The 16,900-nt window shown below is 36.8% G+C and carries 16 protein-coding genes; 6 read left to right on the top strand and 10 right to left on the bottom strand.

The window, feature by feature from the left end:
- On the bottom strand, window positions 1-1,573 hold a 1,573-nt coding region (locus tag J7I80_RS09760; protein ID WP_214737969.1), incomplete at its 3' end, for a M3 family oligoendopeptidase.
- Between the two features lie 913 nt (window positions 1,574-2,486).
- Here J7I80_RS09760 and J7I80_RS09755 point away from each other — a divergent pair.
- From J7I80_RS09755 to J7I80_RS09740, 4 genes are all read left to right on the top strand, one after another.
- Window positions 2,487-3,485, top strand: a complete 999-nt coding sequence (locus J7I80_RS09755) for a tripartite tricarboxylate transporter substrate binding protein (RefSeq protein WP_214737967.1) — start codon at window positions 2,487-2,489, stop codon at window positions 3,483-3,485.
- Between the two features lie 151 nt (window positions 3,486-3,636).
- A complete protein-coding gene (locus tag J7I80_RS09750) occupies window positions 3,637-5,160 on the top strand; it encodes a tripartite tricarboxylate transporter permease (RefSeq protein ID WP_214737965.1) in 1,524 nt (507 codons plus the stop codon).
- Between the two features lie 15 nt (window positions 5,161-5,175).
- Window positions 5,176-5,643: a tripartite tricarboxylate transporter TctB family protein gene (locus tag J7I80_RS09745; protein ID WP_214737962.1), complete on the top strand. Its 468-nt coding sequence runs from the start codon at window positions 5,176-5,178 to the stop codon at window positions 5,641-5,643.
- A gap of 12 nt (window positions 5,644-5,655) precedes the next feature.
- Window positions 5,656-6,441: a sulfite exporter TauE/SafE family protein gene (locus tag J7I80_RS09740; RefSeq protein WP_214737960.1), complete on the top strand. Its 786-nt coding sequence runs from the start codon at window positions 5,656-5,658 to the stop codon at window positions 6,439-6,441.
- A gap of 93 nt (window positions 6,442-6,534) precedes the next feature.
- On the opposite strand, the gene J7I80_RS09735 is transcribed toward J7I80_RS09740, so the two are convergent.
- From J7I80_RS09735 to J7I80_RS09705, 7 genes are all read right to left on the bottom strand, one after another.
- Complete coding sequence (locus J7I80_RS09735; protein WP_214737958.1) at window positions 6,535-7,257, bottom strand: sulfite exporter TauE/SafE family protein; 723 nt, start codon at window positions 7,255-7,257, stop codon at window positions 6,535-6,537.
- 116 nt (window positions 7,258-7,373) lie between these two features.
- Window positions 7,374-7,970, bottom strand: a complete 597-nt coding sequence (locus J7I80_RS09730; RefSeq protein WP_214737956.1) for a fumarate hydratase C-terminal domain-containing protein — start codon at window positions 7,968-7,970, stop codon at window positions 7,374-7,376.
- Between the two features lie 135 nt (window positions 7,971-8,105).
- Window positions 8,106-9,155: a YeiH family protein gene (locus J7I80_RS09725; protein WP_214737954.1), complete on the bottom strand. Its 1,050-nt coding sequence runs from the start codon at window positions 9,153-9,155 to the stop codon at window positions 8,106-8,108.
- Window positions 9,156-9,254: 99 nt separating this feature from the next.
- Complete coding sequence (locus J7I80_RS09720; protein ID WP_214737952.1) at window positions 9,255-10,178, bottom strand: fumarate hydratase; 924 nt, start codon at window positions 10,176-10,178, stop codon at window positions 9,255-9,257.
- Window positions 10,179-10,196: 18 nt separating this feature from the next.
- Entirely contained in the window at window positions 10,197-11,930 is a 1,734-nt protein-coding gene (locus tag J7I80_RS09715) for an FAD-binding protein (protein WP_214737950.1), read from the bottom strand.
- A 25-nt stretch (window positions 11,931-11,955) separates the two neighbouring features.
- Entirely contained in the window at window positions 11,956-12,330 is a 375-nt protein-coding gene (locus J7I80_RS09710; protein ID WP_214737948.1) for a succinate dehydrogenase/fumarate reductase transmembrane subunit, read from the bottom strand.
- Window positions 12,331-12,364: 34 nt separating this feature from the next.
- Window positions 12,365-13,084 (bottom strand): succinate dehydrogenase/fumarate reductase iron-sulfur subunit, encoded by a 720-nt coding sequence (locus J7I80_RS09705; RefSeq protein ID WP_214737946.1) that lies wholly within the window; start codon window positions 13,082-13,084, stop codon window positions 12,365-12,367.
- 311 nt (window positions 13,085-13,395) lie between these two features.
- Here J7I80_RS09705 and J7I80_RS09700 point away from each other — a divergent pair, with 311 nt between their 5' ends.
- Together J7I80_RS09700 and J7I80_RS09695 are read left to right on the top strand one after the other, a co-directional pair.
- Complete coding sequence (locus tag J7I80_RS09700; protein WP_214737944.1) at window positions 13,396-13,728, top strand: UxaA family hydrolase; 333 nt, start codon at window positions 13,396-13,398, stop codon at window positions 13,726-13,728.
- A gap of 2 nt (window positions 13,729-13,730) precedes the next feature.
- On the top strand, window positions 13,731-14,888 hold the full coding sequence (locus J7I80_RS09695) for a UxaA family hydrolase (protein ID WP_213367247.1): 1,158 nt from the start codon (window positions 13,731-13,733) through the stop codon (window positions 14,886-14,888).
- Between the two features lie 224 nt (window positions 14,889-15,112).
- Here the strand turns inward: J7I80_RS09695 and J7I80_RS09690 are convergent, their stop codons facing one another.
- Both J7I80_RS09690 and J7I80_RS09685 read right to left on the bottom strand, forming a co-directional pair.
- Complete coding sequence (locus J7I80_RS09690) at window positions 15,113-16,180, bottom strand: Ldh family oxidoreductase (RefSeq protein ID WP_214737942.1); 1,068 nt, start codon at window positions 16,178-16,180, stop codon at window positions 15,113-15,115.
- A complete protein-coding gene (locus J7I80_RS09685) occupies window positions 16,180-16,893 on the bottom strand; it encodes a FadR/GntR family transcriptional regulator (RefSeq protein WP_251027682.1) in 714 nt (237 codons plus the stop codon). Before J7I80_RS09685 ends, J7I80_RS09690 begins: the two co-directional genes overlap by 1 nt.
- Window positions 16,894-16,900 lie beyond the last annotated feature (7 nt).

Here is a 16,900-nt window from a genome sequence, read left to right as displayed (position 1 = left end):
TGGATGACCTTATAATACGAAGGTGCAGGTAATCTTTCCAGGCATCCTCGGTATTTTCCTGCGTACGTTTCCAGAATTGCAACGCACAAATTTGAGCTAATGTGTAATCAATATAGTAGAAAGGAACCTTGTAAATATGTCCCTGCTGCTGCCAGAAACCACCGTTTTCCAAGAAGTCATTTCCTTCATAATCACGATGTGGCAGGTACTTCTTCTCGATTTCTCTCCAAGCTTGTTTGCGCTCAGATGGAGTAGCTTCCGGGTTGGCATACACAAAATGCTGGAATTCATCGACTGCTACACCATAAGGAATAAATAGGACCGCTTCACTTAAATGAGAGAACTTATACTTATCCGTATCTTCCTCGAAGAAAAGATCCATCCATGGCCAAGCAAAGAATTCCATACTCATCGAGTGGATTTCACACGCTTCTAGTGTAGGGAACCCGTACTCAGGCACTTCAAAAACACGGCTTTCAAATACTTGAAACGCATGTCCTACTTCATGCTTCAATACCCGAACATCGCCTTTTGTTCCATTAAAGTTGGCGAAAATGTATGGTGACTTATGTTTGCTAATATAGGTGCAATATCCACCGCCAGCCTTGCCTGCTTTACTTAATAGGTCCATTAGGTTGTTTTCTACCATATAACTGTAAAACTCATTCGTTTCAGGTGACATTTCCTCGTACATTTTCTTCGCTTGATGTACAATCCACTCTGCATCTCCTTTAGGATCAGGATTTCCTGTCTTAAAGCTGAAGCTGTCATCGTAATATTTAAATGTATCAACACCAATTCGTTCCTGCTGTCTTTGTTTTAGTTTCGTAGCTAAAGGAACGATGTACTCTTTCACTTGGTCACGGAACTTTGCTACCATTTCAGCATCATAATCTGTACGAGAAAGTCGAGCATAAGCTAACTCTGTAAAAGAAGAGAATCCCAACTTCTTAGCAATACTAGTACGTACTTTTACAAGCTTGTCGTATAAATCATCTAATTGATCGGCATGCTCAACGAAAAAGCTGTACTTCGCTTCATTTGATTCCTTCCTAACGCTACGTTCAGGTGATTGGTGATAAGGAACTAGCTGAGCAAGATTTTTTACTTCCCCATCAAACGGGATTTTAGCTGAAGCAAGTAAATCAACATACTCACTAACTAGTTTGTTTTCTTCCTGCATGTCTTTTAATACATCAGGAGAGAACGTCTTTAATTGACTGTCAGCTAATAAGAATAACTGTTTACCCCACTTTTTTTCTAACTGAGAGCGGTATTTAGAACCTGTAAGTGCCTCGTAATATTTTGTGATTAGCCCCTTATAGGCTGGTCCTACCTCATTGAAAAATTCCTTTTCTTTCTTATAGAACTCATCCGTGGTATCAATCGTCTGACGAATTTGAACAATCTGTCTCATGCTATCAAACTCAGAGCGTAACTCATTGATTTCTTTCATGACTCCGTCCTGAACCTCAAAGGACTCAGCAGATTGGAACCTCTCTAGTAATTGATTAAAGTTCCCCTCCACCTCATCAATATTTGGCCTTGTATATGGATAATCGTTAAACTGCATGAAAAGAACCCTCCTTATGTAGTGAAAAATTTCGTATAAAGTACCTATTTCGACAAAGTAAGACAATCTCCTTTTAATTTCAGATGAAAATTTCGTTATTCGAAATATAATTTTTGACGTTGTTTTTAAGTAGTATCTAAAGGAGAAGCATTTAGGGAAGTATCTTATGCTCCTATAAAGAGAAAGGCACTTCCTAATTCCAAGTTACACTGGATTTTTCAAACAAAAAACCGCCCAGTATTCTGAGCGGTTACTAATTTATGTATAGTTGGCGGGACCGCCTGGTAATCGAACCCACCGACCTGGCACGCAGGTCACAAGCGGTTTTGAAGCTTGCCGACACCTGTTTTTCTGGTACCTGATCCACTTTTAAGTACTGAAATATTAATGTTTCTTCTTTTGTACTCCATTTCCAGCAAAAAGAGAATCTCCATATTCAGTACAGACATATACACAAGACAATCCACGCTCTACTTCAGATTTATGAAATATTTTTTCCATCTTTCAATCCGAACGTGAGTTTTTACATGCTCAAACTCTTCGCTTAATTAAATTTAAAAGATTATAACATTACAACATAAAGGCTTATTGAACTCTACTGCCCTTCATTCTATAAAAATCTAAATAAAAAGAGTATAAACCTGGGACATTAATCATATTGCAAAAAAAAGCAAAAAAAATTATTCTAAATATATTGAATATTTACAAAAATCATGATTTAATAATTACAACTGGTTGGGTCACCGAGTCAATAACTTTTTTTACTATTCACCCTTGTTTTAAGTTGTTTTAAGTGATTTTTTTTACTCAAAGGAATGATAACGTTTACATTAAGGGGGGGATCGGACAGTTTCCAAAAGAATTTCCATCAATTGAAAAATTCCATATTAATGTAAAATTAGAGGAGGATATTATGAGGAAAATAACTTTCATTTTAACCCTGATTTTTTCAGCACTTCTAATTACAGGTTGTTCTTCATCTGTAAAAAATTCTGCAACTGAGCCCCCTAAGGTTAGTGCTGATGAAGGATATCCAAAACAAGACATTAGAAATATCGTTCCTTTTAGTCCAGGAGGCACAACCGATACAAATCAAAGAATTATTGAAAAGTTTTGGAAGGATTATTTTCCAAAGAGTATGGTGATTGAGTATAAGCCTGGTGCAGGTGGAGAGGTAGGTTTTGCGGAGTTAGCAAAGGCTAAACCTAATGGTTATACGATGGGGTCTATCAACACACCTCATATTATTCTACAACCCTTGGGAAAACCAACACAATATCAAACAGATCAATTTGAGATTTTGGCTCGTCTTGTACATGACCCCCAAGTTATAGCTGTAAAAGCAGACAGTGAGATAAAAACACTTGAGCAGTTTATACAAAAGTTGAAGGATAAACCTGGGAGTCTTTCTGTTGGATTGACAGGACATCTAACAGGTGATCATTTAACAGCACTAAAGTTTATGAGTGCTGCCGGAGTAAAAGTTACTACTGTCCCACTTCCCGGATCTGCCGACCAAGTATCACAATTACTCGGAGGCCATATTGATGCAATTGTTGGGAATGTCGGGGATGTTACCAAAGATCGGAGTCAGTTCAAAATTTTAGCAATCGGAACAGAAGAAAGGCATGAATGGCTACCCGATGTTCCTACTTTTAAGGAGCAAGGCATCGATATAGTAGCTGCTATTGACCGAGGGTTAGCTCTCCCTAAGGGAACCCCCAAAGAATATCAAGAAAAAATATTTAAAGCTTTAGAGCAAATTACTAAGCTACCTGAATATCAGGAAAAGATGAAAAAAGCAGGTTTAGTAGATGGATTTTTATCAGGAGAAGAATGGGCAGAAATTATTAGTCAAGAAAAAGTAGAGGCTGAAAAACTTCTTGAGGAATTTGACCTTTTAAATAAATAATATCGGGACATAACCCTAACAATTTAATATAACGGATCAATTTTATCTAACAGAGCCTTTAACTAGAGATATGATACCTCAAGATAAAAGGGGTCCGTTAATTTTTTCTTGAAGTATGAAATTTTATATTCTTAAAAAGGGGGGGGTTTCAATGGCTTCAGAAATTCTTAATGGATTAACACAAAGCCTCGGTTATCAAAACTTAACGATCATGGCGCTGTGTGTTATAGCTGGAATAATTGTCGGGACTCTTCCAGGTCTGTCAGCAACTATGGGCGTTGCCTTGCTTGTTCCAATAACATTTGGAATGCATCCAGCCACCGGATTGTTAGCATTAGGGTCATTATATGTGGGATCCATGTTTGGTGGAGCTAATTCAGCAATACTTATTAATACACCAGGGACACCTGCTGCAGTTGCAACCACTTTTGATGGGTATCCTTTAACATTAAAAGGAGAAGCAGATAGAGCATTAATTGCCGCTCTCGTAGCCTCTGTTATAGGTGGTATTATTGGCACACTATTCTTAATCTTTTTAGCCTCTCCTCTCGCAAACTTTGCCTTAGGCTTTGGACCTGCAGAGAACTTTTGGCTCGCTGTTTTCGGTTTAACTATAATCGGGAGTTTAGCAGGAAAATCCATTACTAAGGGACTTATCGGCGGAGCGTTTGGTCTTTTGCTAGCTTTAATAGGATTGGATCCTGTTTCTGGATACCCTAGATTTACTTTTGGTTTTGATAAATTAATTGAAGGTATTAACCTTCTCCCAGCAATGATAGGTTTCTTTTCAATCCCTCAGGTCCTTAATATGATGGAAAAAAACGATAAATACATTGCCTCTTATACAGAACGGAAAGGAATCTACAAAAAAACGATAATAGAAACACTCAAAAGACCTGTCGTTTTATTGAGAAGTTCATTAATTGGAACCATTATAGGTATATTACCAGGCGCAGGAGGCAATGTTGCCGGATTTGTTGCTTACAACGAATCGAAGCGCTTTTCAAAAACACCGAAGGAATTTGGAAAAGGCCATTTTGATGGTGTCGTTACAAGCGAGTCTGCTAATAGTTCAACAGTTAGTTCCTCTCTTATCCCTTTATTAACATTAGGAATACCAGGCAGCCCTGTGGCAGCCGTTCTTTTAGGGGGATTATTAATTCATGGTTTAACCCCTGGTTCAAAATTATTTACAGAATCCAGTGAAATTGCATACACCTTCATGATGGGATTGATTGTAGCAAATGTTTTACTCCTAATTTTAGGCCTTATTGGAACAAGGTTTTTTGTAAAGACAATAGCAGTACCCCTTCATTATTTAGCTCCCATTATTGCAGTTTTAGCGGTTATCGGATCATACTCAATTAGAAACAGCACATTAGATGTTTTTGTAATGTTAGCCTGTGGCATTTTGGGATATTTTTCAATGAAGTTTGACGTGTTACCCGCTCCTATTGTGTTAGGACTAATCTTAGGTGTTATTGCTGAGAATGGATTTGTCCAAGCAAATCTTGTTGCACAAACGGGTACTAGTCTAGCTACAATTTTTTTCACTAGTCCAATCACTATTACATTAATAATTTTGACAGGGTTATCCATAGTAACTCCTATATTTTTATCCCAACTTGAAAAAAGGACGTTCAAACAAAATAAAAACATCGATATCAAGAAATGAAGGGAAGGTGGTTGTATGCAAAGTGAAAGAAAGAAAGATTTAATTGTTTCGATCATTGTTTTGGCTATTAGTGCTTTGTTTTATGTAAATACAAAAACACTTACATCTCCTGCAGATATTTTCCCAAAAGTTGTTATTTTCATTTTTGCATTATTAGGAGTAATACTACTGTTAAAAGTAATTTTTTATAAAAATTATGAGGATAGCGCCAAAAGTGAGAATGTAGAAGTAATTAGTAATCCCAAAAAAAGATGGATCAGCATTACTGCTTTGATTCTCTACACCATTCTCATACCTATAATAGGTTTTTACGTGACTAGTGCTATTTTTCTCACACTCATAAGCGTCTATTTAAGAGACGAAAAACAAGGGTTATTTGGATATTTGAAGCCCCTGCTTCTTTCGTGTCTTGTGATGGCAATACTTTATGGCACCTTCAACGTCTTTTTAAGGGTACCAGTACCAGCTGGTATTCTTATTTAAGGTTAGCATAAAATGTATATAACTATGTTGTTAATAGGAATCCTCTCCGGTCTTATTACGGGTTTATTATCAATTGGCGGAGGAATTATCTTAGTCTTTACTTTGATGCTAATTCTTCCGCTTTTTACAGGTAGAACTCTTCCAATGAGCATGATTGCTAGTTTAGCTATCATGCAAACTTTTTTTTCCACACTCTCGGGCGGATTTTATTATATCCAATCAAAACTTGTCGTATGGAATATAGCTTTATTTATGGGCCTTTCTGCCTTTGTAGGTGGAATGATTGGAGTATTTTTGGCATCCTTTTCTTCGGACTTTACATTACGTATTGTTTTCGCTTCCCTTGCTGTTTTAGCTGCGATCATTATGCAGATACCATATAAATCTACTATGACTGAAGACAATACACCATTTAAATTCACATCTTTATCATCTACACTAACAATCATTGCGGGTTTAGCGATAGGCATTTCTGGCGGATTAGTAGGCATTGCTGCAGGTTTCCTGATCGTGCCCTTATTGATTTTCGTTTATAAGCTGCCTATAAAAAAAGCAATTGGTTCTAGTCTGATTATTTGCTTTCTATTGGCAGCTGGAAGTCTAATAACCAAAATGAGTATAAGTACTATCCCTCTTGGTTATGGCATCACCCTCATTATAGGCGGTACCTTAGGAGCACAAATAGGAGGACGAATAACCAAAAAATTAAACTCATTAACGTTGAAAAGAATTGCTGCATATTCCATACTTATCATAAGTGTTAAACTATTTTATGATATATTCAATTTGATATTGTAACTTATCCAAAATACACTTACACACCAAAACACGCAAACCTATAACAGGTATTTGCGTGTTTCTGTTTTTTTTATCAAGTATAAGATTAACCTCTTAGATAACTAAAATTGATATTATTAAATATCCACCGGTGAATAGAAGTATTAGATATGTTGTTACTCGTAAAGTCCTTTGGCTGATTCGTGAAAATAAATATTGTCCGAGAAGTATCCCCATAAAAAGAGCAGGAATGGAAAATAGCGAAGAAGTCCAAATCTCTTTACTTGTACCACCAAATAATAATTGAAGGATTAAACTAATGGAATATACAAAAAGATTATATGATAAAGGCGTATTCCGAAAGCTTGCTTTTTCCATTATCTCTCCGGAAAAATAAATTAATAAAGGAGGGCCAGGTATTCCTATGCTGGTCGTCAGAAATCCCGATAATCCACCAATCAATAGATCACGCTTCTTCGTTTGAATTATTGTGAATTTTAAGATCAGCAATACCGTGAAAATAAGGATAAGTACACCAACAACAATCTTTAAAAACTCAACATTTATATAAAGGTATAAAGGTATTCCTAAGACAACTCCTACACTACTTCCTTTAATTAATCTAATTAACAGTGGTTTTTCTATTTCTTTCCTAATTTTAAAAATCATAAATACCGAAAGACATAGGGAAAGAATAATATTTATTTGTATGGCTGTATGTACTGGATAAATTAAAAATAAAAAAGGTGTACTCATTAGGGAAAAGCCATAGCCAGTGCTTGTTTGTAATAATGAAGACATAAGAACAATCATAAAAAGCAGGATCCAATTCTCCATACTTCACCTCCCTCGATTAATGTTTTTCATATTAAGGATATAGTAAAAGGCAAGATCCTATTTAAAGGGTCTCTTGCCTTTACAGTTAAATCTATAGCTTTCTTTTGGGTGGAATATTAAATTTGGCTTATGATGTTATCCAGATTTGCCCTCGCAACTTTTTTAATATCTGTGTATTTATTATTCCCATGCGAGTCTATAGAAACAATCAAAGGTCCAAAATCCTTAACCCTGAATTTCCATATAGCTTCAGGCATAAGGTCTTCCCACCAAACATCTTCAATTTCTTCAACTTGTGTAGTCTCTAAGGCTGCGGAGCCTCCAAGGATTGTAAAATAGCACCCATTAAGATCTACACAAGCCTTACTACCGTCCTCAAGTAATCCTCCTTTACCAATAATAACCTTCATACCATATTCTTGCATTAGTCCTCTCGTGAAACGGTCCATTCGATAGCTTGTGGTGGTACCAATACTGACCTTTTCATATGTTCCATCCTCTAATTTTCTTACTCCAGGGGCTGTATGAATACCGATTGACCCTTTTAACTGTGGTACAAGATCTATTGGTAAATCAACCTTTTTGTCAAAAAGACGAATTAAATTAGCATCTCGTATACCAAAAATTGTGCCATCTAATGTAACAGTATCCCCTGCATATAATTGGTTGATATCTTCATCTGTCAATGGAGCCTTTAAACGATAATGAGCCATAATTCCCCTCCTACATTATTAATAAACTTATAAAAGATTCTCCAACTTAGATAATATCCCCTAAATTAAACCTTGAAGGATGGTATTCTAGTCTAAATTTTATTGGTGTATTAAAGACCCAATTAGAAATTGTGATTAAAACAGGATAAAAATTAGCAATAAGCTTATTGATCCCATTATGATGGATGATATTAGCCCAACAAATAAAGGTCGAAAACCAACTGATTTAATCTTTCTCATATCGGTTCCAAGACCAACGCTTGCCATGACCATTAGAATTATAAACTTAGCAACAAAAGTAGTTGGTTCTATAAAGCTTGCTGATAGGGGGAATATTGTATTTATCGCAGCTGCACTAGCAAAAAACAGAATAAAGAATGGAAAGACCTTACTCATTTTCACTCGTTTCTCGCCTTGATAGGATGTAGTGTTTTTAAGAGTTATATATATTGATAATAGGACAGCAATTGGTACAAGCATCAATGTTCTAATTAATTTTACAACAACTGATGCATCCCCTGCTTGATTGCTATAACTATATCCAGCCGCAACCACAGATGAAGTATCGTGAATAGCTGTGCCTGCCCATGCACCAAATTGATTATCCGGCATGGAAAGTAAATGACCCACTAGAGGATATACAAGTACTGCTAAAATATTAAAGGCAAAAATTGTATTTACCGCATAGACGATATCTTCATCTTTTGCTTTAATGATAGGTCCCGTTGTTGCAATAGCTGTCGCACCACAAATTCCTGTTCCTAAACTTATCAGCAAGGGGATATTCCCTTTAAGCTTAAATAACCTCGCTATTAAATATGTTATGGAAATACCTAAAAATACTGCGACTAAAACAATAAAAATAGTATTTAATCCAAGTCGAAAAATATCTAAAAAACTAAAACTAAAGCCAAGAAGAATAATAGCAAGTTTTAATAAATTTTTTAAGGTATAGCCAATCCCAGCAGAAAACACCTCTGGAACACCCAGGAACTGCCTAATCAGGATACCCAGAACTATCGCTATTACAGCTCCCCCTATAAGGGGGTAATCCTTCCCCAATGAATGGGCAATTAGTCCAACAATAATCGTCAGACTAATACCTGGGAGGTTCTTTGACCTAGCCAAGTATAGAACTTTGTTTTGGAAGACTGTGGCATGATTTATTTGAACCTCATTACTCATTTATAAAACCTCCGACAATATAAACTTACTACCCTCAGACTTCGAAGTTGCTCCAACTCACCATACCTTTATTAGGTGGATTTAAGTTTATTTTTATATCTAGTAAGAAATTTCAGGTTCTTCCTGTTGTTTAAAGGTTGCTCTCATTCTTCTCGCTGGCCAGCACATCATATTTACAGCAACAGGGTTACATGTCATATGAGTGTCAGCTACTTCAATGTGAACCGCCAATGCAGTCGTGCTTCCCCCTAGACCCTGAGCGCCTAGACCCAATTTATTGATTAAGATGTACAGCTCTTCTTCTAATTTCCTAACATCAGGATCCGGATTAGGGGAACCTACTTCTCGTGCTGCCGCTTTTTTTGCCAGCGCTGCACATTTATCTGCCGTTCCTCCGAGCCCAATACCCACAATAGTAGGAGGACAAGGGTTTGCACCAGATTCAAATACACATTCTAATATATATTTTTTTATTCCTTCAATACCTGCTGCAGGTGTTAACATCTTAAGATAACTCATATTTTCAGAACCAGATCCTTTAGGAACAATCAGAATTTCTATTTTATCCCCTTCAATAAATTCATAGTGGATAATAGGGACCTGATTTCCGGTAGAGGTACCATGATTTTTTCTTGTTAATGTATTAACAATACTACTCCTTAGTGGATGCTCTAGGGTTGCCCTTTCGGTTCCTCTTCTAATGGCTTTTTCTAACCTTACACCATCAAAGCGAACTTGATTTCCTACTTTTACAAAATACACAGGAATACCGGTATCTTGGCAAATTAACAGCTTTTGATTATCGGCCGTGGAAACGGTCTTTATAAGTGTTGCTAGAATCTCTTTTCCGCTTGCTAGTTCTTCTTTTGAATGGGCTCTTTCCAAGGCCGTTCTAACGTCTGGCGGTAAATCTTTAAGAGATTCAATATAAAGTGTTTTACAACATTCCTCTACACTTTTATAAAATTTGTTATCGACTTCCCAAACACTCTTATAATCTGCAGCGTAATCAACAACTGTCATAGAATCCACTCCCAATAGTTATTTTGAAGCTACAACCTTATACCCCTCAATTTCCTCTATATTTATACGGGTTTGTTTAGTTTTTTCCACTCTATATTGAGGTTCGCCGTCATCCTTTTTTATAACGTATATATTGCTTAACCATTGTTTATCATTGCTTTCGGGATAGTCTTCTCTATAATGGGAACCTCTGCTTTCCGTTCGTATCAATGCACTGGCTGTGACCATTTTGGCGATGGTTACTAAATTTCGCACATTTAAGAATTCCTGCCATGTAAGATTATATTTTCGTGATCCTTTAACAGAAACTTGATTGATTCGTTTTTCCAATAATCTAAGTTCACTCATTGCCGTCTCCAAGTCTTTCCCATTTCGGACCAAACCTACTTTTTCCCACATTATACTTTTCAAGTCATTTCTAATGTAGAAAGGGTTTTCCCCCTCGTCTCTTCTAAATGGTTCTATAAGTTCTTCTATAACGGAAAGAACCTGTATATCAGATACTTTCAAAATAGAACTTGTATTATTAATATAAGCAACTGCTGCATCTCCCGCTCTTGCACCAAAAACAGTTGAATCACAAACGCCATTTCCGCCTAATCTGTTTGCTCCATGGACGCCACCAGCGTCTTCACCTGCTACAAATAACCCGTCAATATTCGATTCACAATCTGTAGTAACCTTAACTCCGCCCATATGAAAGTGAGCTGCTGGAGAGATTTCTACTGGTTCAACACTTAAATCTCGGCCAACATCTCTGCAACGTTCAACCATGCCTGGGAACATTTTTAGAACATTTTCCTTTCCAAGATGAGAGACATCAATAAAAACACCTCCGAGCGGTGTACCGCGTCCTGCCATTATTTCCATATAGGCGGCCCGCGAAACCCGATCGCGTGTCGATCGCTCCATACGTTCTGGGTCATAATTTTTCATGAATCTTTCTGCAAGCGAATTGATTAAATATCCTCCCGCTCCGCGTAAGCCTTCTTCCAAAACCCCCCCATTTAATCTTGAATTCTCAGCAAGGAGGCCTGTAGGATGGAACTGCATCATTTCCATGTCAAGAAACTCCGTCCCTGCCCGGTAACACATGGCCATTCCATCTCCAGACTTTTCAAGGCTTGGTGTAGCGATCTTATACATAGTTGCAGCTCCGCCAGTACCTACAATGATTGCTTTACAATGAACCACTATAAATTCGCCGGTTCTCATATTTAGCATTAAACACCCTGCAACCTTATGTTTTTCTTCATCAAGCAGCAAATCAATTGCCCTTACTTCATCCCAAGTAATTACATTCGGTTTGGCATAAAGCTGATCACGCATTCGCGAAATAATTTCAATTCCTGTCAAATCTCCTTTATGAACCGTTCGGTCAAACGTTTGCCCGGCAAAGGGTTTCTGGTGAACAGTTCCATCTTCGTTTCTATCAAAAAACACGCCCATTTTCGTTTCTAACTCTCTTATCCTTTTAGGTGCATCTTTTACTAGAGTCCAGGCCATCTCTTGATTATTGATTCCACCCCCACCTTTAATCGTGTCCTTAAAGTGTTTTTCAAATGAATCGTCGGGGTGGAGAACGACATTATATCCGCCTTGAACCATACGAGTACATCCACTTTTCCCAACTAACCCTTTAGCTGATACGATAATTTTCAAATTCGGATTTTGATTTGCTGCATGATGGGCGGCAAATAAACCCGCACCGCCACTCCCTAAGATAAGTAAATCTACTTCCACATGTTCCATCTAGTTCACCTTCTTTTTTATAATGTTAAGAAACAATGAAATAAAACATACATGCACATAAAACGGCACCAAGAACGGTAAAGGTTGTAAATACACTTCTGTTGTCTTTAACAATCCCAATGTCGATTAATATCACCCTTAATCCATATAAAGCATGGAAAATTAAAGCAAAAATTAAGAATGCATCCAATACAGCGTTTAAGTGCAATGTAGAAAAAATACCGATACCTGGAAGCTTGCCTATCATCGCATAGCCACTATAGATTTTTAAAGGTAAACAAAATAGTAAGATCAATGCTGTAATCCTTTGAACTAACCATGCAATGTATCCGACGAACGGACGTTGTTTAATTTTTACTTCCTGTACATTGTTATTCGTTTGTAAACTACTAACCGCCATGCTCTTACCACCTTTTTTTTATTTTCTTATTAAATTACCACTTTAAACCTATAGCTCTTTTCAATTTTTTCATCTTTATTTTTTGTATTGTAACCATTGGCTTAATTCCTTTGGGACAAACTTCAACACAAGCACCAAACGTACGACAACCAAATGCCCCATCTGTTTCAGTAACCATATCCATTCTTTCAGCTCTTGCACCGTCTCTTTCATCGGCGATTAAATTATAGGCACGATTTAATGCTGCTGGACCAATAAATTCATCTTCCCTCATAGAGACTGAATCACAAGATTGGAAGCACAAACCGCAAGTGATACAATCCTGATTTTCATCGATAAGTTCACGCCGACCTGATGATGGAGGAATAATTGCAAATTCATCCGTTTCCTCTTTTGGTACAAAATAGGGTTTCACCTTCTCCCAATTTTTAAAGAATTTATCCATATTGACAGCAACATCCTTAATTACTTCCATGTTCCTCATAGGTTGAACTAGTATTCTCTCACCTAAATGTTCAATTTTAGTTCTACATGCGAGACGACCGCGACCGTTAATTACCATTCCGCAAGATCCGCACATTCCCAATCTACATGCACAGCGAAACGAAAGAGAAGAATCCTGGTCTTCCACAATTAAGAATAAGCTATCCAATACCGTCATATTTTTTTTCGCTTCAATTTGAAAGGTTTCATATCTAGGATGTTCATCGTTTTGTGGATCAAAACGCATCACAGTAACTTCAACATTGTTCATACCCGATTACCCTCCATTTTCATCCATTTTGTTAACTCGTTACTTACCAGCATAAATTTAATCATTCTTTTTAAAAAAATTTATTAGAAAACTTTGTAACTATTTCGGTTAATGGCATAGTGACCCAACCAGTGATAATTTTATTAAAACACCTATTTATCTAAAATTCAATATATTTAGATTATTTAATTTTTTATTTATTAAAATTTTCAGAATTATAGGTTGATTTTTTGAAAAGTGATGATAAAATAAGTTATAAATTGGTTGGGTCACCTAACCTATTACACATTTTAAAGAAGGAGTTGAAGAAAATGGGGAAAGTTAATCAACCTGTAGCAACAAGCGAAAAAGAACAAAGAGTAGCAGTGCATAAGTTTTTAATCCATCACAAGGGTGATCATGTGGGTGTTGCTACTAGCGATATCCAAAAAGGCGAAACAATTATCGGGGTTTTTATGGATGATAACTCTGAAACGGAAGTAGTAGCAAAAGGAGATATCCCATTAGGCCACAAAGTTGCTCTGGTTCAAATGGGGGTTAATGAACCTGTTTTAAAGTATGGAGTTTCAATAGGCGTAACAACAACTGAATGGCAAGTTGGAGATTATGTTCATACTCACAATATTAAAACGGCGAGGTGGTAACAATGGAAAATCAATTATTTGGTTATCGTAGAGAAAATGGAAACGTCGGAGTTCGAAATCATGTAGTCATCTTACCTGTAGACGACATTTCAAATGCAGCTTGTGAAGCTGTAGCAAATAATGTAAAAGGAACTCTAGCCTTACCTCATGCTTATGGAAGACTTCAATACGGGCCAGATCTAGACCTCTTTTTTAGGACTATGATTGGTATTGGTTCAAATCCAAATGTGGCAGCAGTCGTTGTAATAGGCATTGAGGAAAATTGGACAAAGAAAATTGCGGATGGAATTGCAAAAACCGGTAAACCTGTTTCATACTTCTACATTGAGCGTAATGGAGATATCGAAACAGTCCGTAACGCTTCATGGAAAGCAAAAGAATATATTCAATGGGCTTCAGAACTTCAACGTGAGCCTATTGGATTACATGAACTCACTGTAAGTATTAAATGTGGAGAATCAGATACGACTACAGGAATGGGATCTTGTCCAACAGTTTCCCAAGCAGTTGACCGATTAATTGATGCTGGTGCCACAGTATTCTTTGGTGAAACATCCGAACTGACTGGAGGAGAGCATCTCATTGCTGAACGTATGGCTACTCCAGCATTAAAAACTAAATTTATGAATATTTATAATGATTATGTTGGTGAAATTAAATCTAAAGGCGTTGACTTATTAGGCTCACAGCCAACACAAGGAAATATCGCCGGCGGTCTTTCTACAATTGAAGAAAAGGCTTTAGGAAATATTGCAAAAACTGGCACGAAGGAAGTAATTGGAGTTTTGGATCCAGCAGAAGCTCCTGAAGATGGGAATGGTTTATACTTTATGGATACTTCATCGGCAGCTGCGGAATGTATAACCTTAATGGCTGCAGCCGGGGCAGTAGTTCATTTCTTCCCTACCGGCCAAGGAAACATTATTGGCAATCCGATTGAACCTGTTATTAAAATTACAGCAAATCCAATTACAGCAGAAACAATGAGTGAGCATATCGATGTTGATGTCAAAGGGTTGCTTTCTAGAGAAATCTCGTTACCAGAAGCTGGAGACTCTCTCATGGAATGCCTGTATCGTACAGTAAATGGCCGCTTAACATGCGCAGAAGCTCTAGGACATCGTGAATTTGTAATTACTAAACTATATAGAAGTGCCTGATTTTTATATAAATAATTATAGCAATTAGAAACTGAATTTTTATTATGAATCAAGGTCACCTCTCTTTCTTCTGATCTTTGTATACTGCATGTATATAGATCTTATCGGAGAGGTGTCCTTTTTTGTCTAAAATTAACCTTAGATGATCTATTGCCTAATTTAAAACGAAAAAACTCAGGCTATCTGTTTCCAGAATCCTGAGCTTTTTTTGTATCCATTTCTATTTAAATAGTGGTAGAATATTGAGGTTTTGGAAATGAAATATCAAACTTATCTCCAAGCCTTATTAACTCTTCCTGAACATTGGCTGAAATAGGTATACCTTCCGTTATCCTTTTTTCAAACTCCTGATTCCTTCTCTCACCTGGGTAACGTATTTCTTCAATACCTTGTGCTTTTGGAATCTGTTTCATTTCTTTTAATAGTTCATTCATGGAGTAAGTGAATTGTTCAAAAGGCATAAATTTTTCAATATCAATAAGAATAAAAAAATGACCAACATTCGCAGGGCTTTTATTAGTATCTTGATAGATACTATTTACATGTGGTCCAAATGCTGCACCAGTAAGGACACCAGCTAAAACCTCGACTGCTAATGCTAGAGCGGACCCTTTAGCTCCACCAAACGGAAGAACAGCTCCTTTTAACGCCTCACTAGGGTCATTTGTCATTTCTCCGTTTTCATCCATCGCCCATCCGTCTGGAATAGATTCTCCCTGTTTATCAGCTAAAATTATTTTCCCTCTTGCAGCTATACTTGTCGATAGGTCAATAATAACAGGAATGCTGTTCCCTGTAGGAAATCCAAAAGCAATTGGATTGGTCCCAAAAAAAGCTTTTCTACCTCCCCATGGAGCAATTCCCGGAGGAGAATTAGTGAATGCCATGGCTGCCAGGTTATGATCACATGCCATTTGACAATAAAAAGAAGCTGTACCAAAATGATTACTATTTTTGATACTAATTCCTACCATCCCACTTTGTTTCGCCATATTTATGCCTTTTTTAATCGCTTGAGAACTTACAGCATGCCCTAATCCATTATCGCCGTCTACAGTTAAAATGGAAGTGCCTCTTTCTTCAAATAAAATATTGGGCTTGGGATTAATACGTTTTTCAATAAGACGTTCCGTATAAATAGCTAATCTGCTTATACCATGACTGTCAACACCTTCTAGATTGGCCCTAATTAGAGCATCTGCCACATTCTGTGCGTTTTCACTATTAACGCCTGCCTTTTCTAAAACCTTTCCAGCGAATACTTTTAGCTCATCTGCATCAATTAATTTCATTATTTATTTTCCTTTATTGTCAGATTTTGTAATACTGAGTTTTCAACACTATCTAAGTGTTTCGACATACAATCCTGTGCTAAAGAAACGTCTTTTTTCTTAATTGCATTGACAATATCTAGATGCTCACTAACTGATTTAATTGGTCTTTCAGGAATTTGAATTACCTGCATACGAGATTCCTCTAGTAAGTCAATTAAATTCTGCATAATATGAATTAAAACTGTATTTTGAGACATATTTGCAAGTGTTACATGAAACTCATGATCAAGGCGAGCAAGTTCCTCAGAATTATTGTCTATTTTTGCTGCTACCTTTGCTTTTTCAACAATCGCCGTTAGTTTTTCCATTTGTTCTAAAGAAGCATTTTCTATCGCCCAAGCAACAGCATTTACCTCAAGTATTCTCCGTATTGCAAATAGGTCTTTGATTTGATCAGTCTTTACAAAAAAGAAAGACGTCATCTTTTTGATCTGCTGCTCTTCAGAAGCAACAAAAATCCCAGTTCCATGTTTAATGGTTAGATAACCATACGCCTCCAAAATTTTATAGGCTTCTCTAACAGTATTTCGACTAACTTTCAATTTGACGGCCATCTCCCTCTCACTTGGGAGTTTCTCATTTACTTTGAATCTTCCGTCCTGAATCATAAGTTTAATATGGTCACTTACTTTTTCTGTAATCCCTTTTCTTTCTAACTGAAAATCTTCCAATTCGATT

It is taken from the genome of Bacillus sp. ISL-41 (genome assembly GCF_018613235.1).
In the GTDB taxonomy this organism is placed as follows: Bacteria; Bacillota; Bacilli; order Bacillales; family Cytobacillaceae; genus Mesobacillus.
This window is presented reverse-complemented; position numbering and strand designations above follow the sequence as displayed.

Coding starts and splice junctions, on each gene's coding strand:
- J7I80_RS09745 (WP_214737962.1), top strand. CDS start 5,176: ATGCAAAGTGAAAGAAAGAAAGATTTAATTGTTTCGATCATTGTTTTG.
- J7I80_RS09740 (WP_214737960.1), top strand. CDS start 5,656: ATGTATATAACTATGTTGTTAATAGGAATCCTCTCCGGTCTTATTACG.
- J7I80_RS09705 (WP_214737946.1), bottom strand. CDS start 13,084: ATGAACAATGTTGAAGTTACTGTGATGCGTTTTGATCCACAAAACGAT.
- J7I80_RS09725 (WP_214737954.1), bottom strand. CDS start 9,155: ATGAGTAATGAGGTTCAAATAAATCATGCCACAGTCTTCCAAAACAAA.
- J7I80_RS09710 (WP_214737948.1), bottom strand. CDS start 12,330: ATGGCGGTTAGTAGTTTACAAACGAATAACAATGTACAGGAAGTAAAA.
- J7I80_RS09730 (WP_214737956.1), bottom strand. CDS start 7,970: ATGGCTCATTATCGTTTAAAGGCTCCATTGACAGATGAAGATATCAAC.
- J7I80_RS09720 (WP_214737952.1), bottom strand. CDS start 10,178: ATGACAGTTGTTGATTACGCTGCAGATTATAAGAGTGTTTGGGAAGTC.
- J7I80_RS09690 (WP_214737942.1), bottom strand. CDS start 16,180: ATGAAATTAATTGATGCAGATGAGCTAAAAGTATTCGCTGGAAAGGTT.
- J7I80_RS09700 (WP_214737944.1), top strand. CDS start 13,396: ATGGGGAAAGTTAATCAACCTGTAGCAACAAGCGAAAAAGAACAAAGA.
- J7I80_RS09695 (WP_213367247.1), top strand. CDS start 13,731: ATGGAAAATCAATTATTTGGTTATCGTAGAGAAAATGGAAACGTCGGA.
- J7I80_RS09750 (WP_214737965.1), top strand. CDS start 3,637: ATGGCTTCAGAAATTCTTAATGGATTAACACAAAGCCTCGGTTATCAA.
- J7I80_RS09735 (WP_214737958.1), bottom strand. CDS start 7,257: ATGGAGAATTGGATCCTGCTTTTTATGATTGTTCTTATGTCTTCATTA.
- J7I80_RS09755 (WP_214737967.1), top strand. CDS start 2,487: ATGAGGAAAATAACTTTCATTTTAACCCTGATTTTTTCAGCACTTCTA.
- J7I80_RS09715 (WP_214737950.1), bottom strand. CDS start 11,930: ATGGAACATGTGGAAGTAGATTTACTTATCTTAGGGAGTGGCGGTGCG.